We start from the raw sequence: 26,381 nt of genomic DNA on the forward strand, positions 1-26,381 counted from the left end.
CGACACAAGAATCAGGACGTGAGTCCCAGTGCGCGTTTGACGGGGCCAAAACTGCGGCGATGGTGCTCTGTCGCGCCATACAGTGCCAATTTTTCCAGATGAAAAGCGGTTGGATAGCCTTTGTGCTGCGCAAAGCCATACTGCGGAAAAACCGTATCCAGCGCTGCCATTTCAGCATCGCGGGTCACTTTTGCCAGTATTGACGCTGCGCTAATCTCCGCTACGCGGCTATCACCTTTGACTACCGCCATCGACGGTACCGGTAATGCCGGACAACGATTGCCGTCAATCAGTACGTATTCCGGCGCAATATGCAGCCCCGCGACCGCACGCTGCATCGCCAGCATGGTGGCATGCAAAATATTCAGATCGTCGATTTCATGCGGTTCCGCACGGCCCACGCTCCAGCTTAACGCTTTTTCTTTTATTTCATCAAACAACGCCAGGCGACGTTTTTCCGACAATTTTTTTGAGTCGTTAAGACCGATAATCGGGCGAGCCGGATCCAGAATGACGGCAGCAGTAACAACCGCCCCAACCAAAGGACCACGTCCGACTTCATCCACACCCGCCACTAAATGCGTATGCGGATAAACAAATTCAATCATTGCGCTAACTCCAGGACTGCATCCGCCGCCTGCTCATCAGCATTGCAACGGATCTGCTGATGCAGTTCACGGAAAGTGTCATGCATCGCATGGCTGGTTTTACCATTCGCCAGTAACGGCAACAGCGCTTGCGCCAGCGCATGCGGCTCACACTCTTCCTGCAACAGCTCTTTAACCAGTTCTCTTCCCGCTAACAGGTTAGGAAGCGAAACGTAATCCGTTTTCACCAGACGCTTCGCCAGCCAGAAGGTAAAAGGTTTCATGCGGTAGCCGACCACCATCGGACACTTTGCCAGCATACATTCCAGCGCGGCGGTGCCTGAAGCCAACAGTGCGGCGTCGCTGGCCACCATCGCTTCACGTCCCATGCCATTAAGCAGATGCACGGAAAGCTCCGGCGCAACCTCTGCCTTGATACGCTCAAACTGCTCCCGGCGTTTGGCATTCACCAACGGCACCACGACTTCGAGATCCGGATAATGCTGACGTAACAGTTGCGCCGTTTTCAGAAAATCGGCGCTGAGCATCTCCACTTCTGCGCCACGGCTTCCTGGCAGCAGCGCCAGGCAATGCGCGTCGTGGGGAATACCCAAAATATCACGGGCCGCGTGTTTATCCGGATCCAACGGCATGGCATCCGCCATGGTGTGGCCGATAAAGCGGCACGGGACGTTAAATTTGTCATAAAACGCTTTTTCGAAAGGCAGAAAAGCCAGCACCATATTAGTGGATCTGCCTATTTTGAAAACGCGTTTCTGTCGCCACGCCCAGACGGACGGACTGACATAATGAATGGTTTTTATGCCCTGCTTTTTCAAGTTCCCTTCAAGGGTAATATTGAAATCAGGTGCATCAATGCCAACGAAAACATCCGGCTTGAGCTCGGTGAATCGACGAGTGAGATCGGCACGAATATGCAGTAAACGGCGCAGACGTCCGAGCACTTCAACAATGCCCATCACCGCCAGTTCTTCCATTTCGTACCAGGCTTCACAGCCTTCGGCCTGCATTAGCGGCCCCGCCACGCCAACAAAACGCGCATTGGGAACACGAGCTTTGAGTGCGCGGATTAGCCCTGCACCAAGAATATCGCCGGAGGTTTCTCCGGCGACGAGGGCAATCGTTAAAGGACGCTGCTCAGTCATTAACGAATCAGACCACGCGTTGAGCGCTCAAAGAAGTCGCTGAAAGCCTGGACTTCAGGGTGCTGTTTCGCCAGTTCGGCGATTTCCGGTTTCGCTTCTTCCAACGTTTTACCGCTACGGTACAACGCTTTGTAGGCATTACGAATCGCGGTAATCGCTTCGCGGGTGAACCCACGACGCTTCAGACCTTCGATATTGACGCCAAACGGCGTCGCGTGGTTGCCTTGGGCGATAACGTACGGTGGCACGTCCTGAGCAACGCCAGAACAGCCGCCAACCATCACATGCGCGCCGATGATGCAGAATTGATGCACCGCAGTCATGCCGCCGATGATAACAAAATCATCCAGCGAAACATGTCCGGCAAGCGTGGCGTTATTCGCCAGAATACAGCGGTTGCCTACCGTACAATCATGCGCGACGTGCGCATTAATCATCAGTAAGTTATCGCTGCCCACCTTCGTCACTCCACCGCCCTGCACTGTGCCACGATGAATGGTGACGCTTTCGCGGATGCGGTTGCGATCGCCAATTTCCACGCGGGTCGGTTCGCCAGCATATTTAAGATCCTGGTTAACTTCGCCGATGGAGGCAAACTGATAGATCTCGTTATCGCGACCAATTTTTGTATGGCCATTCACGACAACGTGAGACTTCAGTACGGTACCCTCACCAATTTCAACATGGGGTCCAACAATACAAAATGGGCCAATGTGAGCGTTAGCGCCAATACTGGCGCCCTCTTCCACAATGGCGGTAGGGTGAATAAAGGCGGATTTATCAATCACGTATCAGGCCTCCCGGCTACGGGCACACATCATCGTTGCTTCGCACACAACTTTACCGTCGACCAGCGCAACCCCTTTAAAACGGGTCAGGCCACGGCGCGTTTTCTCGAAAGTCACTTCCATGATCATCTGATCGCCCGGCACGACAGGACGCTTAAAGCGTGCTTCGTCAATACCCGCGAAATAGTACAGTTCGCCTGGTTCCAGTTTTCCTACGCTTTTAAATGCGAGGATACCGGTGGCCTGCGCCATCGCTTCCAGAATCAGTACGCCAGGGAAAATAGGTTTGCCCGGGAAGTGCCCCTGGAAGAAAGGCTCATTAACGGATACATTTTTCACTGCGCGCAGAAAACGACCTTCTTCAAAATCCAGCACGCGGTCAACCAGCAGAAACGGAAAACGGTGCGGCAGAAGTTCTAAAATCTCTTCAATATGCAGAGTATGAGTGTTAGTAGTCAAAATACTCTTCCTGTCAAAATATACTAAAAGGCAATAATAACACGGCCTGTCGCAATCGTATGAATGGGACAGGCCGAAAAGTCAGACATGCAAAAAAGGTGCTTTAGTCTTGTTGATTAACCTTGCGCTCAATCGCTTTGAGGCGCTTGCTCATATCATCAATATTCATCACCAGTGCAGCTGTTTTACGCCATACCTTATTGGGTTGTAGCGGAATGCCTGAGGAGTAGACGCCAGGTTCCGTGATAGGACGCATCACCATACCCATGCCAGTTACCGTGACTTTGTCGCATATTTCCATATGCCCATTGATCACGCTGGCGCCGCCAATCATGCAGTAACGGCCAATCTTCAGGCTACCCGCCATAATGACGCCACCGGCTACCGCCGTATTGTCGCCAATCACAACGTTATGTGCAATCTGGCACTGATTATCAATGATAACACCATTACCGATCACAGTATCGTCCAGGGCACCACGGTCAATGGTAGTACAAGCGCCGATCTCGACGCGATCGCCGATAATCACGCGACCAAGCTGCGGGATCTTCACCCAGTTACCGCGATCGTTCGCGTAACCAAATCCATCCGAACCGACGACAGTGCTGGATTGGATCAGGCAATTCTCACCGATCTGAATGTCGTGGTAAATCGTCACATTAGCCCACAAGCGAGAACCTGCGCCGATTTTTGTATTTTTTCCGACGAAGCAGCCTGCGCCAATAACCACGTTATCGCCCAGTTCTACGCCAGACTCAATGACCGCATTTGCGCCCACAGAGACATTTTTACCCAGCTTCGCCGTCGCATCGATCGCTGCACTCGGTGCAACGTTTTGTGCAGGCTGCGGCGTGGTATCTAAAATTTGCGCCATACGAGCATAGGTCAGGTAGGGATTCTTCACTACCAGCGCTGCACTCTTAGCAAAAGGAAGATCGTCCTGCGTCATGACAACGGCAGAAGCCTGGCATACGCCTAAGTGTTCACGGTACTTAGGATTCACCATAAACGTGATATTGCCAGTTTGCGCAGATTGCATGGACGCTACGCCGGTGATGACGATATCGCCATCACCGTGTAATTCTGCATCCAACTGCTCTGCTAAATCAGCCAGTCGAATTGAAGGCATTACTTATTTAACCTGTTTCAGTACGTCAGCGGTGATGTCTTTTACATCGCTGCTATTGTATGCAACGGTGTTTGCGTCAACGACCAGATCGATGCTCTGGCTGTTAGCAACAGATTTCACAGCTGTCTGGATACGAGTAACCAGTTTGCCACGTTCTTCGTTGGAACGACGCGCACGATCCTGCTCAAAAGCCTGAGCTTTCTGTGAGAAAGTCTGACGCTGAGCCATAACGTCTTTTTCCAGCTTGGTACGATCGCTACCCGCTTTCATTGATTGCAGACGCTGCATTTTAGATTGCAGATCGGATTCCATACGTTGCAGTTCGCTGGCACGGCCTTTGAACTCGTTTTCCAGCGTAGCGGAAACACCTGTCTTCTGTGCAACCTGTTGGAACAGGCTACCCATGTTGACGATTGCAATTTTGTCAGCGGCCTGTGCGGACGTTGCCATCGCTAAACCGAGACCTGCAGCTAATAACCACTTTTTCACAATTAACTCCTTACCATCCCATTTGCACCCGAAGGTACAGTTCTTTGCGTGGCCAGGCGATCCCATGCAAGATCGCCTAAAGTCAGCGCTACACTACCACTACATTCCTTTGCGAAGAACAATTACCAGGTTTTACCAATGTTAAACTGGAACTGTTCCGCTTTGTCTCCATCGTACTTCTTGAACGGTTGGGCGTAGGAGAAAACCAACGGCCCCAATGGGGACATCCATTGTAAAGCGATACCTGCTGACATACGGATATTGCTCGGATCGCTATAGTCCGGTACATCCGACGGCGCAGATGACGGATCCCAGTTCGTATCCCAAACGGTACCCATATCCCAGAAGAACGAGGTACGGACCGAGTTGGCATACTTGTCGCTGATGAACGGCGTCGGAGTAATAAACTCCAGGCTGGCGACAGCCATGGCGTTACCACCTACCGCATCATCAGATTTACAGCCAGCTTCCTGAGTACAGTCTTCGTAATCATTATTATCGTCCCAGCTCGTGTGGGCGCCATTTTTATAAACAGCTTTCGGGCCGATAGTATTCGACTGGAAACCACGCACGGTACTGGAACCACCAGCATAGAAGTTCTCGTAGAACGGCATCTCTTTGCTACCGATGCCATCACCATAACCCCACTTGGTACGGCCCAGGACAACCCATTTGTGATCGTCATCAATCGGCACGTAGGTCGCGGTATCCATCGACAATTTGTAGTATTCGTTATCAGAACCCGGAATGGTCACTTTACCATTCAGGTTGACACGCGAACCGTCTGTCGGGAAATAACCACGGTCTAACTTGTTGTACGTCCAACCGTAGTTGAAGGTGAAGTCATCAGCGGCAAAACTGCTGGTATCAGCAGGTTGTCCCATCGACTCAAGATAACGATCCATCGCGATCTGCGGCTGCATGTTGGACAGTTTGTTATGTACATAACCCAGGCCAGCACGCAGCGTATTGTATTCGTTAACCGGGAAGCCGAGCGTTACGTCAGTACCATAACTTTTGTTGGTATAGTCGGACAGGTCTGCATCATCCGCTTCAAAGTCGTTATAGAAGACGCGTCCGCCAAGGCTCACACCGTCAACGGTGAAGTACGGGTTGGTGACAGATAGCTCAGTATAGGTCTGGTAGTCGTTTTTAGTGCCGTTAATCCCGACGGAATAACCGGTACCTAACCAGTTATCCTGCTGAACGCCCGCCTGGAAGCTCACGCCGCTCTCGGTACCGTAACCGACGCCGAAGTTAAAGCTACCGGTGTTACGCTCTTTCACCTTATAGACCACATCAACCTGATCCGGACGGCCCGGAACACGCTGAGTATCGGTATCGACGGTTTCAAAGTAACCCAGACGGTTCAGACGTTCTTTACCCTGGTCGACCAGATCGCTGCCCAACCATGCACCTTCCATCTGACGCATTTCGCGACGCAGAACGGAGTCTTTAGACGTGTCGTTACCTTCAAAGCGAATCTTACGCACATAGAAACGGTTACCCGCATCCACATTTACGCGTAATTTAACGGTTTTGTCGGCATCGTTGATTTCAGGCTGCGACTGTACGCGCGGATAGGCATAGCCATAGCGCCCCAGTAGCTTCTTGATATCATCTTCCATTTTGGTCACTTTGGTACCGTTATAGAGTTCGCCTGGCTCGATTTTGGTCAGGCTCTCAATTTCGGCGGAGTGTCCGGCCAGGTTACCGCTCACCTCTACCCCAGAAAGCTTGTACTGATCGCCTTCAGTGATGTTAACGGTGATGTAGATACCTTTTTTATCCGGCGTCAGGCTTACCTGGGTAGAATCGATATTAAAGCGAGCATAACCGCGATCCAGATAGTAGCTGCGCAGGGTTTCGAGATCGCCCGCGAGTTTCTGTTTCTGGTATTTACGATCGCCCACTACGTTCCACCACGGCACTTCATCACGCAGTTGGAAGTGAGAGATAAGTTCGTCAGTCGAGAAGGCATGGTTGCCGACGATATTGATCTGTTGGATCTTCGCCGAAACACCTTCCTGGAAGACCAGTTTGAGGTCAACGCGGTTACGCGGCAACGGCGTTACCACCGCTTTCACACTGGCGCTGTACTTACCGACGCTATAGTAGAAATCTTCCAGGCCTTTTTCGATATCGGCAAGCGTGGTGCGATCCAGAGACTCGCCAACACGTACGCCAGACGCCTCGAGGTTTTGCTTCAGCATGTCGTCTTTCACCGATTTGTTACCGGAGAAAGTAATGCTGGCAATCGTCGGACGTTCTTTTACCTGAACCAGAAGGGTATCACCATCGCGCAGGACGCGGACATCCTCAAAGTTACCGGTGGCGAACAGAGCACGAATGGTATTACTGATGTCTTCATCATTAACCGTGTCGCCTGTGCGCACCGGCATACTGAGGAGAGCCGCACCAACGGCGACTCGCTGTAGGCCTTCGAAATGAATGTCCTTCACTACGAACCCTTCAGCACCGTATACGGTGGCGCTGCTAAACAGCAGCGACGCTATGAGCAACTTTTTCATCGCCATCGTTATTATGCGTTCTTCCTAACACTCTCTTACAACCGAGAGAAATCATTGAAAAGTGCAAGCCCCATTAACAACACCAGCAAGATAGAGCCAATGCGATAACTAAAGTCTTGAACCCGCTCGGATACCGGACCGCCCTTCAGCTTTTCAATCGCCAGGAACAGCAGATGCCCCCCGTCAAGAACGGGCAACGGAAACAGGTTAATTATCCCTAAGTTCACGCTGATAAGCGCAAGGAACATCAGGTAATAAATCACCCCGAACTCCGCTGACATCCCAGCCCCCTGGGCGATAGAAATCGGCCCACTGAGGTTGTTCAGTTTTACATCACCGGTAATCAATTTTCCCAGCATACTGACCGTCAGCTTCATCAACTGCCACGTTTTATCCGAGGCTTCGACGATGGCGCTGAAGGGTCCATACTGGCGTACAGTCTTATACTCATCAGGCAGAGGAATAATTTTAGGCACCACGCCCGCAAAACCTTCTGCCTTCCCGTTAACCTGTTTTGAATCCGGGGTTAACGTTAAAGACAAGGAACTGCCTTGTCTTTCAATATCTAGCGCTAACGGCTTATCCGGATTATCGCGCACCAGCGTCACGAACATCATCCATTGCGTCAGCGGCTGACCATTGACTTTAACGATCCTGTCGCCAGCTTGCAAACCCGCCTTACTTGCAGCCGAGTTAGCCTGCACTTCTGACAGCACCGATTCAATCTGCGGACCGCGTGGGCGAATCCCTAAACTGGCGACGGGATCCTGTTTGTCTGGCTCAAATGCCCAATGGCGCAAATCCAGCGTTTTGTCCTGCCGCTGGTTACTGCCAAACTGCGCCACGCTGAGCGTTGTATGCTCATCGCCAATTTTGGAAACCAACTGCAGTCTCACGGCATCCCAATCAGGGGTTTCGATACCATCAACCGCTTTTAGTTCCGTACCAGGCTGAATTTGCGCCTGCGCAGCAATCGAGTTGGGTGTTATTTCACCAACAACCGGACGAACGCCAGGAACGCCAATGATAAACACCAGCCAATAAGCGAAAATAGCAAAAAGGAAGTTTGCGATCGGACCTGCGGCGATAATAGCCGCGCGCTGCCCAACCGTTTTATTGTTGAAAGCGTAATGGCGCAGCTCCGGTACCACCGGTTCAGCGCGCTCATCCAGCATTTTGACGTAACCGCCGAGGGGGATTAGAGCGATGACGTATTCTGTACCCAGTTTATCGGTACGACGCCAAAGCGCTTTTCCAAAGCCAATGGAAAAGCGCTCAACGCGGACTCCGCAGCGCCGTGCAACCCAGAAATGACCAAATTCATGCACGGTGATAAGCACACCGAGTGCGACGATGAATGCAGCCAGATTCCAGAGAATACTCAGCATAAGACCATCCGTTAGAGCGTCCTGAATACCAGTAACAACAGGCAGGCAAAGACCGGTACCGCAGCCGTCAGGCTATCAATACGATCCAGAATACCGCCGTGTCCTGGAATTAAGTGACCACTGTCCTTAATACCTGCTTCACGCTTAAACATACTCTCAGTCAGGTCACCCAGCACGGAGGCCAGGGCTGCAACGATGGAGCAAATGAGCAAGGTGACAGGCGCAACTTCAAGATTCGCCCACATGCCATAACCCCATGAGATTACGGCCGCAGTGGCGAGTCCGCCAATAAAACCCTGCCAGGTTTTACCAGGAGAAACCTTCGGCGCCAGTTTGTGTTTGCCAAACAGCTTGCCAAACATATACGCGCCAGAGTCCGCTCCCCAGACGAGGATCATGACATACAGCAGCCATAGCGCGCCACTATAATGATTTTCATCATAGTGCCATGCCCGTAGCGCCAGCATTCCCCAAAAGAAAGGAACAATGGTTAGCACGCCGAAAATTATGCGTAATGTTTTGGAATTACGCCAGACCGACGCAGAACCTGGGTAAAACAGTACCAGTAACAGCGCGACGATCCACCAACCCAGCGACGCCCATAGCGATACTTCAACCAGCGGCTGATGAATATTGCGATGGTATTCTGGCAGTAAAAATAGCATTAGCGCCAGCAATAGCCCGCACAAAACCGCCAGCCAGACTCGCTGTGTACGCGTGGTAAAACCGCTTAACTGTCCCCATTCCCAGGCGGCCAACATACAGACAACCAGCGTAACAATGGCGAACCCCACCGGCGGCAGCAAAAACAACGCCGCGATGACAACGGGTATTAAAACAAAAGCAGAAATCAGGCGATACTTCAGCAAAAGCGACCCCCATCAGGCTTTTTCATCACCGGGCTCGGTGCCGCCGAAACGACGCTCTCGATTAGCAAAGGCATGCAGCGCACCTTCAAAGTCTTGTTCATCGAAATCGGGCCAGAGAACATCCGTAAAGTAAAGTTCGGCATAGGCAATTTGCCACAACAAAAAATTACTAATTCGATGTTCTCCCCCAGTCCTTATCACTAAATCCACAGGGGCCAGTTCATGCATACAAATTTGCTGCCCAAGCATCTCTTCATCGATTTGCTCTGGGCGCAGCAGACCTTCCTGCACCTGTTGTGCCAGTTGCCTGACTCCCTGGACAATATCCCACCGTCCACCGTAATTCGCTGCAATATTCAGCGTCAACCCGGTATTCTGGGCGGTAAGCGCTTCTGATTTGCGAATCCGTTCTTGCAAACGTGAGTTAAATCGACTGATATCCCCGATAATACGCAGACGTACGTTATGGCGGTGCAGGTTTTTCACTTCGCTATCAAGCGCCCACACAAACAGTTCCATTAACGCGCTCACTTCCTGCGCAGGTCGGTTCCAGTTCTCACTGCTAAAGGCATACAGCGTTAACGCATCAATACCGTTATTGGCAGCAAAAGAGACAGCCCGGCGGACGGATTTTGCTCCGGCCTTATGCCCAAAGGCGCGAATCTTCCCTTGCTTTTTCGCCCAGCGGCCATTGCCATCCATGATGATTGCTACATGGCGGCAACCATGTGCTGGCAAATTTTCGCTTAATGGTTTAGTTGCAGACAACATAACGCGTTTTTAGTCCCTGAAAGGATTTACGGTACTCAGGAATACTGAAGCCCATCCACAAAAAAGCCGTGTCAAACCACGGCTTACCCGACCGAAAAAAAGCAACTACCCGCGATCGAGTGGCGCAGACTATATCACTGAAGCCCAACGCTAACAAATAGCACGATCTTCCGTAGAGGGATTATCATCAGCTTGAGAGTCGCATCACTTCTTTTCTGGCGACTTCCCGCGCGATGGTATCAACCTTCAGCACGTCATCAACGCTCTGTGGCTCCTGCAAATCCATCTTATCCAGTACGGATAAATTAAGATCGGCAATATCGGTAAATCGAATCTGCTGCGCCAGAAATGCGGCAACGGTAATTTCATTCGCGGCGTTCAGGGCGGTCGTCGCCGCCTGCCCTTGCTCAAACGCGTCCATCGCCAGTTTCAGGCACGGATAGCGCTGATAATCAGGTGCGGAAAACGTCAACGCACTGAGTTGGCAAAAGTCGACAGGCTTAACGCCAGACGTCACACGTTCCGGCCATGCCATCGTATGGGCAATAGGTGTACGCATGTCAGGTTCCCCCAACTGCGCCAGAACGCTGCCATCCTGATAACGTACCATCGAATGAATAACCGACTGCGGATGAATCAGCACTTCCATCTGGCTTGCGCTGGCATTGAATAACCAACGCGCTTCAATGTATTCCAGACCTTTATTCATCATGGTGGCTGAATCGACAGAGATTTTTCGTCCCATCGACCAATTCGGATGACGACATGCCTGATCGGGGGTCATAGCAACCAGATCGCGCAATGGCGTTTCACGGAAAGGGCCACCAGACCCGGTAAGCAGTACGGACACGACGCCGTTTTGCTCAAGGTCAGCGTATCCCAGATTGAGTTGGATCGGTTGCGGTAAACTCTGAAAAATCGCGTTATGCTCGCTATCTACCGGCAAAAGCTGCGCTTTGTGGCGTTTCACGTCGTCCATAAACAGACGTCCGCAGGTGACCAGAGACTCTTTGTTCGCCAGCAAAATGCTTTTGCCCGCGCGGATTGCCGAAAGCGTCGGCAGCAGGCCCGCTGCGCCGACAATCGCCGCCATGACCTGATCAACATCATCCAGCGCGGCCATATCACAGGCGGCCTGCTGTCCGCTCATAACTTCAGTGCGGCTACCCTGCTCCAGCAGAGCCGATTTTAGCAATGCCGCGCTTTTTTCATCGTCCATTACCGCATAGCGAGGAGAAAATTCCAGGCATTGCTCCACCATACGGGCAACATTCTTTCCCGCAACCAACGCAGCAACACGAAATTTTTCCGGGTTATGGCGTACTACATCCAGCGTACTGCAACCAATGGAACCGGTTGATCCCAGGATGGTTAATTGCTTCATGAGACATCCAGAAAAATAGGGTATAGACAGAAAAAAGCAAAACGCCGCCATCCAGCCTTTGCAGGCCTTCTAAGCGGCGTTTTTAGCGTACAGATGAATCAGAACTGCATCAGTTCCGTTTCTTTCTCTGCCAGCGCCGCATCAACTTTCTTGATCGCTGCGTCAGTCAGTTTCTGTACTTCGTCCTGAGAACGGCGATCGTCGTCTTCGCTGATCTCTTTATCTTTCAACAGCGCTTTCACTTTGTCGTTTGCATCGCGGCGTACGTTACGTACGGCAACACGCGCGCCTTCAGCTTCGCCACGCACGATCTTGGTCAGATCTTTACGACGCTCTTCGGTCAGCGGCGGCAGCGGAACGCGGATGTCGGAACCCGCTGAACTTGGATTCAGACCAAGGTCGGAAGCCATAATTGCTTTTTCAACGGCTGGTCCCATGGAACGGTCAAACACGTTGATTTTCAGGGTACGGGAATCTTCAACCGTTACGCTTGCCAGCTGGCGCAGCGGAGTCGGCGTGCCGTAATATTCCACGACAATACCATCCAGCAGGCTAGGAGAAGCACGGCCCGTACGAATTTTGCTGATTTGATTTTTGAACGCTTCGACGCATTTGTCCATGCGTACTTCAGCATCTTTTCTGATATCGTTGATCACGTTACGAATCCTTGAAAGCTCGTTTCAGTCAGACCATACCCACCACGCAAGCTGTGACAAGTATAGTCTTGATTAATTTTGAGGGACGTATCCCGCGACATTAAAGCGGAATATTACCTGCATTTAGCCGCAACGGGAATTATTCCGTGATTAACGTGCCTTCTTTTTCACCCATAACAACACGGCGCAGCGCACCCGGTTTGTTCATGTTAAAGACACGAATCGGTAATTTGTGGTCACGAGCAAGCGTGAACGCCGCCAGATCCATCACTTTCAGCTCTTTATCCAGTACTTCAGTGTAGGTCAACTGTTCGTACATGGTCGCCGTAGGATCTTTAGCCGGGTCGGCAGTAAATACGCCGTCCACTTTGGTTGCTTTCAGTACCACATCCGCTTCAATTTCAATACCGCGCAGACAGGCTGCTGAATCAGTAGTGAAGAACGGATTGCCGGTACCTGCAGACAAAATAACAACGCGGTTGTTACGCAGCAGGCTGATAGCTTCTGCCCAGCTGTAGTTATCACACACGCCGTTCAGAGGAATGGCGGACATCAAGCGAGCGTTCACATAGGCGCGGTGAAGCGCATCGCGCATCGCCAGACCGTTCATTACGGTGGCTAACATGCCCATGTGGTCGCCCACAACGCGGTTCATCCCTGCTTTCGCCAGACCAGCACCACGGAACAGGTTACCGCCACCAATCACTACGCCAACCTGAATACCCAGCTCAACCAGCTCTTTGATTTCCTGAGCCATACGGTCAAGTATGCTTGCATCAATACCGAAGCCTTCTGAACCTTGCAGAGCTTCGCCACTTAACTTAAGCAGAATACGTTTGTAGACGGGTTTTGCATTGGTAGCCATGTTTCTTTCCTGAGACTGTCAACGAATGAGATGAGTTAATTCCGGCGACATTGTATGTCGCTTTTCAGCATGACCACTATAGCGGTTCGCTGAATTTACAAGCCAGACACAAAAAGAAGCCGCCCTCAGGCGGCTCCTTTAAAAATTAAGACTGCTTGGACATCGCAGCAACTTCTGCTGCAAAGTCAGTCTCAACTTTCTCGATGCCTTCACCCACTTCGAAGCGGATGAAACCAGTTACGTCAGCGTTGTGCTCTTTCAGCAGCTGACCAACAGATTTGCTCGGTTCCATAACGAAAGGCTGACCAGTCAGAGAAACTTCGCCGGTGAATTTCTTCATACGGCCTTCAACCATTTTCTCTGCGATTTCTTTCGGCTTGCCAGACTGCATGGCGATGTCCAGCTGAACCTGGTATTCTTTCTCTACCACTTCAGCAGAAACGTCTTCCGGCTTAACGAATTCTGGTTTGCTTGCAGCAACGTGCATTGCCAGCTGTTTAACCAGTTCTTCGTCAGCGCCAGTAGCAGCAACCAGAACACCGATACGCGCACCGTGCTGGTAGTTACCCAGAACTTCGCCTTCCAGGGAAGCCACGCGACGAATGTTGATGTTCTCACCGATTTTAGCAACCAGCGCAACACGTTCTTCTTCGAACTGTGCTTTCAGAACTTCAACGTCAGTGATTTTGCCAGCAACGGCAGCGTCCAGTACTTTGTCAGCAAATGCCTGGAAACCAGCATCTTTAGCAACGAAGTCAGTCTGGCAGTTAACTTCCAGAATGAAAGCGATGTTGCCGTCGATTTTGGTTTTGATTACGCCGTCAGCAGCAACGTTGCCTGCTTTTTTCGCCGCTTTGATTGCGCCGGACTTACGCATGTTTTCGATTGCCAGCTCGATGTCGCCATTAGCTTCAGTCAGTGCTTTTTTGCAATCCATCATGCCTGCGCCAGTACGCTCACGCAGCTCTTTTACCAGGGATGCGGTAATTTCAGCCATTCTAAAATCCTCGGAAGATTTGATCTGCCCGGCATGAAACCGCACAGATTTAAAAGTGAAAAAGGGGCCTAAAGGGCCCCTAACCAAACGTGATACTACCTGGTTTATAAGGGGGCTCGAACGAGCGTGCCTTATTATTCAGCTTCTACGAAGCTTTCTTCCGCCTGGGAAGCCAGATCCTGAGAACGGCCTTCACGAACGGTAGTAGCTACAGCGCCCAGGTACAGGGTCACAGCACGGATTGCGTCGTCGTTACCCGGGATAACGAAGTCAACACCGTCCGGATCAGAGTTGGTATCAACGATAGCAAATACCGGGATACCCAGGTTGTTTGCTTCTTTAATAGCAATGTGCTCGTGGTCAGCATCGATTACGAACAGAGCGTCCGGCAGACCGCCCATGTCTTTGATACCGCCCAGGCTGTTTTCCAGTTTCTCAAGCTCACGAGTACGCATCAGCGCTTCTTTCTTGGTCAGCTTTTCGAAAGTACCGTCCTGAGACTGAGTTTCCAGATCTTTCAGACGTTTGATGGACTGACGAACGGTTTTCCAGTTAGTCAGCATACCGCCCAGCCAGCGATGGTTCACGAAGAACTGGTCGCAGCTGTTAGCAGCTTCTTTCACCGCTTCGCTTGCAGCGCGTTTAGTACCAACGAAAAGGATTTTACCTTTACGAGCAGAGATCTTGTTCAGTTCAGCCAGAGCTTCGTTGAACATCGGTACAGTTTTCTCAAGGTTGATGATGTGAACTTTGTTACGCGCACCGAAGATGAACGGCTTCATTTTCGGGTTCCAGTAACGGGTCTGGTGACCAAAGTGAACACCAGCCTTGAGCATGTCGCGCATGGAAACAGTTGCCATGATTAAAACCTCTATATATAAAAGTTGGGGTTAAGCCTCCACGCATCCCATATTACCGACCCCAAAGGGCACCCCGGAATATGTGCCGATACGTGTGTGTTGTTACACAAAGTGAGATTTGTCGCTCCCGTCCATCGTGTGTAGTCTTCGAATGGATCGGAAGTCCGGCGCGCTTTATACCACAAATACGCCACCGACACCAATAATTGTTGGCACTCAGTGCTGAATTGAACGATGAATTTCGTGTTACAGGCAGGCGGCAAATTTTTGAATCCCCGGGAGCTTACGGCCAGTAAGTGACTGGGGTGAAAAAATGTAGCCAACGCACCTGTGGCACGAAAGGCGAAGTTCAGAATGATTCTCAATTTGGCAGGGTACACCCCTGACTGATACCATTGTCAGCACTTACACAATTATTGCCGAAAATAATCGGCACTGATGGACAGAATTCATGGCTATCTCAATCAAGACCCCTGAAGAAATCGAAAAAATGCGCGTCGCTGGCCGTCTGGCGGCGGAAGTACTGGAGATGATCGAACCGTTCATTAAACCGGGCGTCAGCACCGGAGAACTGGATCGCATCTGTAATGACTATATCGTTAATGAGCAGCAGGCCATTTCCGCGTGCCTGGGCTACCACGGTTACCCTAAATCCGTGTGTATCTCGATTAACGAAGTGGTGTGCCACGGGATCCCGGACGACGCGAAGCACCTGAAAGATGGTGATATCGTTAACATCGACGTGACCGTGATTAAAGACGAATTCCACGGCGATACCTCCAAAATGTTTATCGTCGGCAAACCCACCATTCTGGGCGAACGTCTGTGCCGTGTAACGCAGGAAAGCCTGTATCTGGCGCTGCGGATGGTTAAACCGGGCATTCGCCTGCGCACGTTGGGCGCTGCGATTCAGAAATACGCGGAAGGCGAAGGCTTCTCTGTAGTACGTGAATACTGCGGTCACGGTATCGGTCGCGGCTTCCACGAGGAGCCTCAGGTTCTGCACTACGATGCGGACGACGGCGGCGTGGTACTGCAGCCGGGCATGACTTTCACCGTAGAACCGATGCTGAATGCCGGTGATTACCGCATCCGCACCATGAAAGACGGCTGGACGGTGAAAACCAAAGACCGCAGCTTGTCTGCTCAGTACGAGCATACTATTGTGGTGACGGAAAACGGCTGTGAGATCCTGACGTTACGCAAGGATGACACCATCCCGGCGATCATCACTCACGACGAATAATGTTTTGCCTGATGGCGATGCATTCGCATCTTATCAGGCCTACAAATTGTACTACTTCGTAGGCCGGATAAGGCGTTCACGCCATCATCCGGCTTTTTAATGGGTGGCGCATAATGAATACTCTTCCTGAACAGCACGCAAATACAGCCCTCCCCACCCTGCCTGGCCAACCGCAAAATCCCGGAACCTGGCCACAGCACGATCTCAACTGCGCCGGCATTAAAGCGCATATCGACACGTTCCAGCGCTGGTTAGGCGAAGCGTTTGACAGCGGAATTTCCGCTGAACAGCTTATTGAGGCCCGTACCGAATTTATTGACCAGTTGCTACAGCGCCTGTGGATTGAAGCCGGTTTTGGCCAAATTGCAGACCTGGCGCTGGTTGCCGTTGGGGGTTACGGGCGTGGCGAACTGCACCCGCTTTCCGATATCGACCTGTTGATCCTCAGCCGTAAAAAGCTACCTGACGCGCAGGCCGAAAAAGTCGGAGAGCTGTTAACGCTGTTGTGGGACGTGAGGCTGGAAGTGGGCCACAGCGTGCGTACGCTGGAAGAGTGTCTGCTGGAAGGTTTATCAGATTTAACCGTCGCCACCAATCTGATAGAAACACGCCTGCTGATTGGCGACGTGGCGCTGTTTCTTGAGCTACAAAAGCATATTTTTAGCGAAGGTTTCTGGCCGTCCGATAAGTTTTACGCCGCCAAAGTGGAAGAGCAAAATCAACGTCACCAGCGTTATCACGGCACCAGCTACAATCTGGAACCCGATATCAAAAGCAGCCCCGGCGGCCTGCGCGACATCCACACTCTACAATGGGTCGCCCGCCGCCATTTTGGCGCCACGTCGCTGGATGAAATGGTTGGTTTTGGTTTTTTGACGCTGGCGGAGCGTGCCGAGCTGAATGAATGCTTGCATATCCTGTGGCGCATACGCTTTGCTCTGCACCTGATCGTGAGTCGTTACGATAACCGCCTGCTGTTTGATCGTCAGCTCAGCGTAGCCCAACGGCTAAACTACGGCGGTGAGGGCAACGAGCCAATCGAGCGGATGATGAAAGACTATTTCCGCGTTACGCGACGGGTCAGCGAACTGAACCACATGCTGTTGCAGCTGTTCGACGAGGCGATCCTCGCCATGCCCGCCGACGAAAAGCCGCGTCCGATTGATGACGACTTTCAACTGCGCGGCTCCTTGATTGATCTGCGCAGCGATGACCTGTTTATCCGTAAACCCGAAGCGATATTGCGGATGTTTTACATCATGGTGCGTAACAGCGCAATCAGCGGGATTTACTCCACCACGCTGCGCCATCTGCGCCATGCCCGCCGTCATTTAACGCAGCCGTTATGCTACATCCCGGAAGCGCGCTCGCTGTTTCTCAGCATGTTACGCCATCCGGGCGCGGTGAGCCGCGGCCTGCTGCCGATGCATCGCCACAGCGTATTGTGGGCCTATATGCCGCAATGGTCGCATATCGTCGGCCAAATGCAGTTTGACCTGTTTCATGCCTATACGGTAGATGAACACACCATCCGCGTGATGCTCAAGTTGGAAAGTTTTGCCAACGAAGCGACCCGCCAGCGCCATCCGCTGTGTGTGGATCTGTGGCCGCGCCTGCGGCAGCCGGAGCTGATTCTGATTGCCGCTTTGTTCCATGATATCGCCAAAGGCCGCGGTGGCGATCATTCGGTTCTCGGTGCTCAGGACGTACTCAAATTCGCCGAGCTACACGGCCTGAACTCCCGCGAAACACAGCTGATCGTGTGGCTGGTGCGCCAGCATTTACTGATGTCAGTAACCGCTCAACGTCGCGATATTCAGGATCCCGAAGTGATTAAGCAATTCGCCGAAGAAGTGCAAACGGAACACCGCCTGCGCTTTTTGGTGTGCCTGACCGTCGCGGATATTTGCGCCACCAACGAAACGCTGTGGAATAGCTGGAAGCAAAGCCTGCTGCGCGAGCTGTACTTTGCCACGGAAAAACAGCTACGTCGTGGGATGCAAAACACGCCGGATATGCGCGAGCGCGTGCGTCACCATCAGCTTCAGGCGCTGGCGTTATTGCGGATGGATAACATTGATGAAGAAGCGCTACACCATATCTGGTCACGCTGTCGGGCAAACTATTTCGTGCGCCACAGTCCAAATCAACTGGCCTGGCATGCGCGTCATCTCTTACAACATGACCTCAAAGAGCCGCTCATTCTGCTTAGCCCGCAGGCAACGCGTGGAGGAACGGAAATCTTTATCTGGAGTCCGGATCGCCCGTATCTGTTTGCCGCCGTTTGCGCCGAGCTGGACCGGCGTAATCTGAGCGTCCACGATGCGCAGATTTTCACCACCCGCGATGGAATGGCGATGGATACATTCATTGTGCTGGAGCCGGACGGTAGCCCGCTGTCGTCAGACCGACACGAAGCGATCCGCTTCGGGCTGGAACAGGCGATCACTCAGCGTAGCTGGCAACCGCCGCAACCGCGTCGCCAGCCGGCAAAATTACGCCATTTTACCGTCGATACCGAAGTGACTTTTCTGCCGACCCATACCGATCGAAAATCATTCCTCGAGCTTATCGCTCTCGACCAGCCAGGACTGCTGGCGCGGGTCGGGCAGATTTTTGCCGATCTGGGAATTTCGCTGCATGGCGCCCGAATTACAACAATTGGCGAGCGAGTAGAAGATTTATTCATAATCGCCACCGCCGACCGGCGCGCCCTTAATAATGAGCTGCAGCAGGAAGTGCATCAACGGTTGACAGAGGCCCTCAATCCAAACGATAAAGGGTGATGTTTTTATTTATTATGGAAAGAGTTTAACAATGCAGCAGTTACAGAACGTTATTGAATCCGCTTTCGAGCGCCGTGCCGACATTACTCCGGCAAATGTGGATACCGTAACCCGCGAAGCGGTGAATCAGGTTATTTCTTTACTGGATTCCGGTGCTCTGCGCGTCGCAGAAAAGATTGAGGGTCAGTGGGTCACGCATCAGTGGCTGAAAAAAGCGGTCCTGCTCTCTTTTCGTATTAACGATAATCAGGTTATCGATGGTGCGGAAAGCCGTTACTTCGATAAAGTGCCGATGAAATTCGCCGACTATGACGAAGCGCGTTTTCAGAAAGAAGGTTTCCGCGTGGTGCCGCCTGCGGCAGTACGTCAGGGCGCGTTTATCGCCCGTAACACCGTGCTGATGCCGTCTTACGTGAACATCGGCGCTTATGTTGATGAAGGTACGATGGTTGATACCTGGGCGACAGTCGGGTCCTGTGCGCAAATCGGTAAAAACGTACACTTGTCCGGCGGCGTTGGCATTGGCGGCGTACTGGAGCCGTTACAGGCTAACCCGACCATCATTGAAGACAACTGCTTCATCGGCGCGCGTTCTGAAGTCGTAGAAGGTGTGATCGTCGAAGAAGGATCCGTTATCTCCATGGGCGTGTACATCGGCCAGAGCACCCGTATTTACGATCGTGAAACTGGCGAAGTACATTATGGCCGCGTTCCGGCGGGCTCCGTTGTCGTCTCCGGCAACCTGCCGTCGAAAGATGGCAAATACAGCCTGTACTGCGCAGTGATAGTGAAAAAGGTTGATGCCAAAACGCGTGGCAAAGTGGGAATCAACGAACTGTTACGCACCATCGACTAACAGCAATTTGAAAAAGCGGGCTTAGCCCGCTTTTTTTACATCTGCGAGTGGCGTAAACAAGGCTTTTCGTTAATTATTCAATGGTTATAGTGAGCTTAAGGGTACCGCTATGTATGACAATCTGAAAAGTCTGGGCATTACTAATCCTGAAGAGATCGATCGTTACAGCCTGCGGCAAGAAGCCAATAACGATATCCTGAAAATCTATTTCCAGAAGGATAAAGGCGAGTTTTTTGCCAAGAGCGTGAAGTTCAAATATCCCCGTCAGCGTAAAACGGTTGTCGCCGATGGCGTCGGCCAGGGTTATAAAGAAGTGCAGGAGATCAGCCCCAACCTGCGCTATGTGATCGATGAACTGGATCAGATCTGCCAGCGCGATCGCAGCGAAGTCGATCTTAAACGTAAGATCCTCGATGATTTACGTCATCTGGAAAGCGTCGTGACCAACAAGATCAGCGAAATTGAAGCCGATCTGGAAAAACTGACGCGTAAATAACCGCGAGTGGATGTATTCGTAGGCCGGGTAAGGCGAAGCCGCCACCCGGCATTTTGCCTGATAAGCGTAGCGCCATCAGGCAATCAATGCTGCTCATCTAACTGCAACGCCACATACAGCAGCAGCCTGTCGTCAAAATTCCCCAAATCCAGCCCGGTCAGTTCTGAAATACGATTCAGGCGATACTCCAGCGTATTGCGATGAATAAACAAGGCTTTTGAGGTCGCCAGCGGCTGAACGTTATGCCGAAACCATGCCGCTAATGTCCGACGCAGCAAACCGTTGTTATCCATTGCTTTTAAACGTACCAACGGACGCGCCAGCTCATTGGCCTGCCAGCCGCCGCGCAGGCTGTCCAGCAGTACCGGCAGCATCAGATCCTGATAGAAATAGCTTCGGCTTTCCGGCATCCGCTGCTTACCGACCATCATGGTGGTACGCGCCGTACGATACGAACGGGCAATGCTGCCAGGTCCGGTAAAATAGTTGCCGAGCGAGACGCGAAAACGCAGCTGTCCGTTCTCTTTCATCCGGGCAATGAGCTGTTCAACGCGCTTGCGATGATCTTCGGCATCCCAGCGGCCAAACTGATTGAGCGCGGGTTTCAGCACCACCATCTCAGTCAGGGAAACAATCGCAATCAGATTATTACGCTCTGGCGTGGTCAACGCATTCTGTAATTGCTGTAGTTCAGCCATCGCGCTGTCAACGCCAAGCTGACCGCTGTCGACTTCAACTACCGCTACCACGCGCGGCTGGTTCAAATCGATGCCTAAACGCTGCGCCCATTCCATTAGCGCTGGGGTATTTTCTTCCGCCTGAATCAGGTTCATCACCAATTCTTCGCGCAGACGGCTGTCCTGGGCTAAAAGATGCATCAGACGCGACTGTTCCAGCATCATTTCGGCGGTCATACATACCAATTCGCCGTATTTGCGCAGATGTTCCGGTTCGCCGGTAAGACCGATAACGCCAACGATTTCGCCGTCAAGACGCAGCGGCAGATTGATCCCCTGTCGCACGCCGTGTAAATGCCGTGCAACCGCATCGTCAATATCGACCACCCGCCCCTGAGAAAGCACCAGCAGCGCGCCTTCGTGCAATTCACCAATTCGTTCGCGATCGCCGCTGCCGATTATCCGCCCACGGGCATCCATTACGTTGATATTGGTATCAATGATGCGCATGGTACGCGCCACGATATCCTGCGCCATTTTGGTATCGAGATGCCAGCCAGCCATAAACCCCTCCTGTGAGCAGAGCTCAAGCATAAGGAAGATAACAAGCGACGACATTGTGCAAATGCACAAAGCGGAAGAGAGAAGTATGGAGTTGTGGGAGGTATCACAAAAAGAAACCCCTTCCTGTGCAGGAAGGGGTTGAGGGAGATTACTGCATCAACAGATAGATGGAGCTGTCGCCACGCTGAATGTTCAGCGCCAGTACAGCGGGTTTGCTGTCGAGAATTTTGCGCAGTTCGGCGATATTTTTCACCGGTTGCTGGTTAGCACCGATAATCACATCCCCTTTCTTCAGGCCAATCTGCGCAGCCGGAGAATTCGGTTTCACGTCGCTTACCACGACCCCTTTGTCCTGGCCCTTGTTGCTCATATCAGCACCTTCAATGCCTTTGAAGATAGAGCTGGAATCAACCTGGGTCTGGCTGCTCTGCTGCAGTTCCAGATTCACAGTAACAGGCTTACCGTCGCGCAGCAGGCCAAGGTTAATTTTGCTGCCTACCGGCATAGTTCCCACCTGCGCACGCAGTGCGGCAAAGCTGCTGATAGGTTTACCGTTCAGGGAGGTAATCACATCCCCGGCTTTAATACCCGCTTTCGCTGCGGAAGAGTTCGGCATGACCTGGCTGACGAATGCGCCACGCTGGGCGTCAACTTTCATCGCTTTCGCCAGCTCAGAGCTCAGCTCGGTACCCATGATGCCCAGCTCGCCACGTTTAACCTGGCCGAACTCAACCATCTGCGAGGTCAGGTTTTTCACCATGTTGCTTGGGATTGCAAAACCGATCCCGATATTACCGCCGTCCGGCGCGAGGATCGCGGTGTTAATCCCGATCAGCTCACCGTTCAGGTTGACCAGTGCGCCACCGGAGTTGCCCCGGTTGATCGCAGCATCCGTCTGGATAAAGTTCTCGTAGTTTTCCGCATTCAGGCCGCTACGACCCAGCGCAGAAACGATACCGGAGGTCACGGTCTCACCGAGACCAAACGGGTTGCCAATTGCCACGGTGTAATCCCCCACGCGCAGCGCGTCGGAATCCGCCAGCTTAATTGCCGTCAGGTTTTTCGGATCCTGAATCTGGATCAACGCGATATCGGAGCGCGGATCTTTACCCACGATCTTCGCGTCAAACTTACGGCCATCGCTTAGTTGAACCTTAATTACCGTGGCGTTATCCACCACGTGGTTGTTGGTCACAACATACCCTTTCGCAGCATCAATAATTACGCCGGAGCCCAGCGCCATAAATTTTTGCTGCTGGCCGCCGCCGTTGTCAGCGCCCGGTGCGCCGCCCTGGCAGAACGGGGAACTCTGGAACGGAGAACCGTCCTGGCAGAACGGGGAATTATCACCGAAGAACTGCTGGAAATTACGCGGCATGCGCGGCGTATTCACCGTCGTGCTCCCCTCGACGTTAATACTCACCACCGATGGCATCACTTTTTCAAGCATCGGGGCCAGGCTTGGCATCTGTTGGGCGGTCGTTGCTGAAGACGCCGTTTCAGCCGCTGTTGCAGACAAGGGGGACAACGCCAAACCTAAACTCAGAGCCAGTGCACTCATTGCTAATGTGGTTTTTTTCATGTGTTTCGTTCTCGATTAACAGATAACGCAAAATTGCTGTATACGTCAGAGTCGTTTTATAGCGCTAAGTTCCAGATTTAAGTTTAAGGAAAAAGTAAAATTTTATTGTCGATCTTTACAAATGATTATTTATTGTTCTACTGCCATCAACCGACGATATTCATCCCAGGCATATAAATCTGTCATCCCGCTGATATAATCCTGAATCAAACGGCAGCGATAATAATATTCCAGAACAGGAAACTCAGCGCAACTAGCCGATATTTTACTGACCACCTCAACATAAGCAAGGCGATGGCGAGTAGACAACTTCTGAAATAACCGGGACTCGATAGGAAAACGTTTTACTCTTTCATTTTCGACCAGTTCCGTAAAATCTGACTGAGTCATTTTTAATAACGGTTGATAGATTTCCAGCAGCCCACTGATCACCCGATAGCCCTGTAACTCCAGTTGCTCTACGTCTGGGTGGCTAAAGACATGTTTTATCGCCACATTTTTATAGACGCCCAGCAACTGGCTGAAGCTACTGGCATCTTCTAACAGCGCGTGATTAAAACATCCCTCGAAAATCTGCGGCAAGTTATCGATAAATCGCTGGGCAGCGTACGGCACCAGTTTATTCAATGTATTAACGCGTAAATACATAAAGAACTGATCTTCGGTACTCCGGCTTAATGTATTTGAACGTGATTTCTCCCAGGCGTTCTCTACCACCAGACTGAACAGGGAACCTTTTTCGTGGTGTCCCCACGCCGCATACAGATGCTGATAAAGTTGTTCGACGCTAAAGATTCTTTTCTCAACGGCATCTTCCAGATCGGCCACGCAATAAGAGATATCATCAGCAGCTTCCATAATCCAGGTTAATGGAAAGCGACTGTAAGGCGCTAATGATAATTCTTTACGTAATCTCTCAATATACGATTCTTCGGAAAGATAATAGCCCGGTTTCTTCATTAAATAGTTGTGTGTTGCGGGCGCATTGCCGCGCCACCACGCCGGGCGGGTATATTTCAAAATACCGCCAACCTGCGCCCAGGTAAGATTCATACGCATCAGGGTATGTACCAGACGAATCCCTTGCGCATTCCCCTCAAAATGGCACAGGTCCTGTCGTACTTTACGGCGAATATCATTCAGCGACTCTTCGCCCTCGCGCAAACGTAATGCCGCCACCAGGCAACGGTCATCGCTGAGTGGCTGACTTTCCGCATCTGCGGGGTACAGTCGCTGGCGGAACCAGTCATTAATCGCCGCTTCACCAAAGTGACCAAACGGCGGATTGCCAATGTCATGCATCAGGCAGGACATTTCAACAATACTCTCAAACGGTCCCGTCAGTTCATCCAGACCATACTGCTCCAGCAACTTTTGCTCTTTGAGTCGGCTGAGGATCTCTTTCGCGATATAGCGACCAACCTGCTGAACTTCCATTGAGTGCGTCAAACGCGTGCGTACCGCCGCATTACGTTCCAACGGAAAGACCTGGGTCTTTTGTTGCAGTCGGCGAATTGCCGGAGAATTGATAATGCGTCCACGATCGCTTTCGAAAATACGCAGGATCTCGTGCTCAGTCTTCACGCCCTGCGGCGAACGGTAACGACGATGCCAGTTTATTTTTTTTCGGAAATCGATCTGTGCCATGTCCTCTCCAGCCTGAGAAATGCGCTACCCCGTAAGCGCATGATAGACTATGCCCTCAAATCTGGCTTATCGCGAGTAAATCTATGAAAATCGGCATCATTGGTGCAATGGAAGAAGAAGTTACGCTACTGCGTGACAAAATCGAAAACCGTCAGACCATCGCTCTCGGCGGTTGTGAAATTTACACCGGCCAACTGAATGGTACTGAGGTTGCGCTACTGAAATCAGGCATCGGTAAAGTCGCTGCGGCACTGGGCGCTACGTTGCTGCTTGAGCGCTGCAAGCCGGACGCCATCATCAATACCGGTTCAGCGGGCGGCCTGGCCTCTACGCTGAAAGTCGGCGATATCGTGGTTTCTGATGAAGCGCGCTATCACGATGCCGACGTCACGGCATTTGGCTATGAATTTGGTCAGCTACCGGGTTGCCCGGCGGGTTTCAAAGCCGATCCTGCGCTGATTGCTGCAGCAGAAGCCTGCATTGCTGAACTGAATCTGAATGCCGTCCGTGGGCTTATCGTCAGCGGAGATGCCTTCATTAATGGCTCTGTCGGCCTGGCTAAAATTAAGCATAACTTCCCGCAGGCGATTGCCGTTGAGATGGAAGCAACCGCGATTGCGCATGTTTGCCACAATTTTAACGTGCCGTTCGTCGTGGTTCGCGCCATTTCTGACGTCGCCGATCAGCAGTCCCATCTCAGCTTTGACGAGTTCCTGGTGGTCGCCGCGAAGCAGTCAAGCCTGATGGTTGAAACGCTGGTACAGAAACTGGCGCATGGCTAAATTACTCTCCGGGGCGCTGGTCGCCCTGCTTTTCACTCTTCCGGCGTTCCTTTACGCCGCGCCGCGTGTTGTTACGCTTTCTCCAGCCAATACTGAACTCGCCTTTGCCGCAGGCATTACGCCCGTTGGCGTCAGCAGCTACTCCAATTACCCGCCCGAGGCCCAAAATATTGAAGAGGTCTCAACCTGGCAAGGCATGAATCTGGAACGCATTGTGGCGCTGAAACCGGATTTGGTCGTCGCCTGGCGCGGAGGAAATGCTGAACGGCAGGTTAATCAGCTAACTGCGCTGGGCATTAAGGTCATGTGGGTGGATGCCGTTAACATTGAGCAGGTCGCCGATGCGCTACGCCAATTGGCGCCATGGAGCCCCAGGCCAGAGCAGGCCAAACAGGCGGCAAAAACATTGCTTGATGAATACGCTTTACTAAAATCTCAGTATGCCAACAAACCGAAAAAACGCGTGTTTCTGCAGTTTGGGGCGAATCCTCTGTTTACCAGTGGAAAAGGCTCCATTCAGCATGAGGTTCTTGAGGTATGCGGCGGAGAAAACATTTTTGCCGGCAGTCGGGTTCCATGGCCGCAGGTTAGCCGTGAACAGGTCCTGGCAAGAGCGCCGCAGGCTATCGTTGCCACCGGTGGTTCGGGCGAAACGCTGAAAATTGAGCAATATTGGGGAAATCAGCTTAAAATCCCGGTTATTACCCTTAATAGTGATTGGTTCGAACGTGCGAGCCCGCGTATTATCCTCGCCGCAAAACAACTCTGCAATGCGCTTTCACAGGTAAATTAGCGCCTGCCCCCAC

General features: G+C 51.9%; 24 protein-coding genes. 6 read left to right on the top strand and 18 right to left on the bottom strand.

What is annotated here, in order from left to right; genetic code table 11:
• Positions 1-11: 11 nt before the first annotated feature.
• The 15 genes from rnhB to rpsB form a co-directional block, all read right to left on the bottom strand.
• The gene (gene rnhB / locus ICA20_RS20160) at positions 12-608 is read right to left on the bottom strand and encodes a ribonuclease HII (protein ID WP_038637421.1); all 597 of its coding nucleotides are present in this window, start codon (positions 606-608) and stop codon (positions 12-14) included.
• Positions 605-1,753, bottom strand: coding sequence for a lipid-A-disaccharide synthase (gene lpxB, locus ICA20_RS20165; RefSeq protein WP_038637418.1), 1,149 nt, complete (start codon positions 1,751-1,753; stop codon positions 605-607). The genes rnhB and lpxB overlap by 4 nt, the downstream gene beginning before the upstream one ends.
• Positions 1,753-2,541, bottom strand: coding sequence for an acyl-ACP--UDP-N-acetylglucosamine O-acyltransferase (gene lpxA / locus ICA20_RS20170; RefSeq protein ID WP_038637417.1), 789 nt, complete (start codon positions 2,539-2,541; stop codon positions 1,753-1,755). Before lpxA ends, lpxB begins: the two co-directional genes overlap by 1 nt.
• 3 nt (positions 2,542-2,544) lie before the next feature.
• Entirely contained in the window at positions 2,545-3,000 is a 456-nt protein-coding gene (gene fabZ / locus ICA20_RS20175; protein WP_003018528.1) for a 3-hydroxyacyl-ACP dehydratase FabZ, read from the bottom strand.
• A gap of 103 nt (positions 3,001-3,103) precedes the next feature.
• Positions 3,104-4,129, bottom strand: a complete 1,026-nt coding sequence (lpxD, locus tag ICA20_RS20180; RefSeq protein WP_038637414.1) for a UDP-3-O-(3-hydroxymyristoyl)glucosamine N-acyltransferase — start codon at positions 4,127-4,129, stop codon at positions 3,104-3,106.
• A 3-nt stretch (positions 4,130-4,132) separates the two neighbouring features.
• A complete protein-coding gene (gene skp / locus ICA20_RS20185) occupies positions 4,133-4,618 on the bottom strand; it encodes a molecular chaperone Skp (RefSeq protein WP_016151765.1) in 486 nt (161 codons plus the stop codon).
• A gap of 122 nt (positions 4,619-4,740) precedes the next feature.
• A complete protein-coding gene (gene bamA, locus ICA20_RS20190; RefSeq protein ID WP_038637411.1) occupies positions 4,741-7,155 on the bottom strand; it encodes an outer membrane protein assembly factor BamA in 2,415 nt (804 codons plus the stop codon).
• 29 nt (positions 7,156-7,184) lie between these two features.
• Positions 7,185-8,537 carry a sigma E protease regulator RseP gene (gene rseP, locus ICA20_RS20195; protein ID WP_038637407.1) on the bottom strand — a complete coding sequence of 451 codons (1,353 nt, stop codon included), beginning with the start codon at positions 8,535-8,537 and terminating at the stop codon, positions 7,185-7,187.
• A gap of 11 nt (positions 8,538-8,548) precedes the next feature.
• Positions 8,549-9,406 carry a phosphatidate cytidylyltransferase gene (gene cdsA, locus ICA20_RS20200; protein ID WP_038637406.1) on the bottom strand — a complete coding sequence of 286 codons (858 nt, stop codon included), beginning with the start codon at positions 9,404-9,406 and terminating at the stop codon, positions 8,549-8,551.
• Between the two features lie 12 nt (positions 9,407-9,418).
• Entirely contained in the window at positions 9,419-10,177 is a 759-nt protein-coding gene (gene ispU / locus ICA20_RS20205; RefSeq protein WP_032940405.1) for a (2E,6E)-farnesyl-diphosphate-specific ditrans,polycis-undecaprenyl-diphosphate synthase, read from the bottom strand.
• 187 nt (positions 10,178-10,364) lie between these two features.
• On the bottom strand, positions 10,365-11,561 hold the full coding sequence (gene ispC, locus ICA20_RS20210) for a 1-deoxy-D-xylulose-5-phosphate reductoisomerase (protein ID WP_038637403.1): 1,197 nt from the start codon (positions 11,559-11,561) through the stop codon (positions 10,365-10,367).
• Between the two features lie 98 nt (positions 11,562-11,659).
• A complete protein-coding gene (frr, locus tag ICA20_RS20215) occupies positions 11,660-12,217 on the bottom strand; it encodes a ribosome recycling factor (RefSeq protein ID WP_006686783.1) in 558 nt (185 codons plus the stop codon).
• 139 nt (positions 12,218-12,356) lie between these two features.
• Positions 12,357-13,082 carry a UMP kinase gene (gene pyrH, locus ICA20_RS20220; protein WP_003018549.1) on the bottom strand — a complete coding sequence of 242 codons (726 nt, stop codon included), beginning with the start codon at positions 13,080-13,082 and terminating at the stop codon, positions 12,357-12,359.
• 145 nt (positions 13,083-13,227) lie between these two features.
• Positions 13,228-14,079, bottom strand: coding sequence for a translation elongation factor Ts (gene tsf, locus ICA20_RS20225; RefSeq protein ID WP_003018551.1), 852 nt, complete (start codon positions 14,077-14,079; stop codon positions 13,228-13,230).
• A 134-nt stretch (positions 14,080-14,213) separates the two neighbouring features.
• On the bottom strand, positions 14,214-14,939 hold the full coding sequence (rpsB, locus tag ICA20_RS20230) for a 30S ribosomal protein S2 (RefSeq protein WP_003018553.1): 726 nt from the start codon (positions 14,937-14,939) through the stop codon (positions 14,214-14,216).
• Between the two features lie 451 nt (positions 14,940-15,390).
• Between rpsB and map the strand changes: the two genes are divergently transcribed.
• The 4 genes from map (at position 15,391) to ICA20_RS20250 (ending at position 20,323) form a co-directional block, all read left to right on the top strand.
• Positions 15,391-16,185, top strand: a complete 795-nt coding sequence (gene map / locus ICA20_RS20235) for a type I methionyl aminopeptidase (protein ID WP_038637400.1) — start codon at positions 15,391-15,393, stop codon at positions 16,183-16,185.
• Between the two features lie 113 nt (positions 16,186-16,298).
• Positions 16,299-18,971, top strand: coding sequence for a bifunctional uridylyltransferase/uridylyl-removing protein GlnD (gene glnD / locus ICA20_RS20240; RefSeq protein WP_038637397.1), 2,673 nt, complete (start codon positions 16,299-16,301; stop codon positions 18,969-18,971).
• Between the two features lie 31 nt (positions 18,972-19,002).
• On the top strand, positions 19,003-19,827 hold the full coding sequence (dapD, locus tag ICA20_RS20245; RefSeq protein ID WP_006686779.1) for a 2,3,4,5-tetrahydropyridine-2,6-dicarboxylate N-succinyltransferase: 825 nt from the start codon (positions 19,003-19,005) through the stop codon (positions 19,825-19,827).
• Between the two features lie 109 nt (positions 19,828-19,936).
• Positions 19,937-20,323 carry a DUF3461 family protein gene (locus ICA20_RS20250; protein ID WP_003018562.1) on the top strand — a complete coding sequence of 129 codons (387 nt, stop codon included), beginning with the start codon at positions 19,937-19,939 and terminating at the stop codon, positions 20,321-20,323.
• Positions 20,324-20,406: 83 nt separating this feature from the next.
• Here ICA20_RS20250 and cdaR read toward each other — a convergent pair whose 3' ends face one another.
• From cdaR to dgt, 3 genes are all read right to left on the bottom strand, one after another.
• Positions 20,407-21,564: a DNA-binding transcriptional regulator CdaR gene (cdaR, locus tag ICA20_RS20255; protein WP_038637395.1), complete on the bottom strand. Its 1,158-nt coding sequence runs from the start codon at positions 21,562-21,564 to the stop codon at positions 20,407-20,409.
• Positions 21,565-21,712: 148 nt separating this feature from the next.
• Positions 21,713-23,146: a serine endoprotease DegP gene (gene degP, locus ICA20_RS20260; RefSeq protein WP_005132129.1), complete on the bottom strand. Its 1,434-nt coding sequence runs from the start codon at positions 23,144-23,146 to the stop codon at positions 21,713-21,715.
• 129 nt (positions 23,147-23,275) lie between these two features.
• Positions 23,276-24,793 carry a dGTPase gene (gene dgt, locus ICA20_RS20265; RefSeq protein ID WP_038637389.1) on the bottom strand — a complete coding sequence of 506 codons (1,518 nt, stop codon included), beginning with the start codon at positions 24,791-24,793 and terminating at the stop codon, positions 23,276-23,278.
• An 83-nt stretch (positions 24,794-24,876) separates the two neighbouring features.
• Between dgt and mtnN the strand changes: the two genes are divergently transcribed.
• On the top strand, positions 24,877-25,575 hold the full coding sequence (mtnN, locus tag ICA20_RS20270; RefSeq protein WP_038637386.1) for a 5'-methylthioadenosine/S-adenosylhomocysteine nucleosidase: 699 nt from the start codon (positions 24,877-24,879) through the stop codon (positions 25,573-25,575).
• Positions 25,568-26,368: a vitamin B12 ABC transporter substrate-binding protein BtuF gene (btuF, locus tag ICA20_RS20275; RefSeq protein ID WP_038637382.1), complete on the top strand. Its 801-nt coding sequence runs from the start codon at positions 25,568-25,570 to the stop codon at positions 26,366-26,368. Before mtnN ends, btuF begins: the two co-directional genes overlap by 8 nt.
• The last annotated feature ends 13 nt before the right edge of the window (positions 26,369-26,381 follow it).

The sequence above is a fragment of the Citrobacter sp. C5_2 genome, assembly GCF_014596845.2.
In the GTDB taxonomy this organism is placed as follows: Bacteria; Pseudomonadota; Gammaproteobacteria; order Enterobacterales; family Enterobacteriaceae; genus Citrobacter; species Citrobacter werkmanii.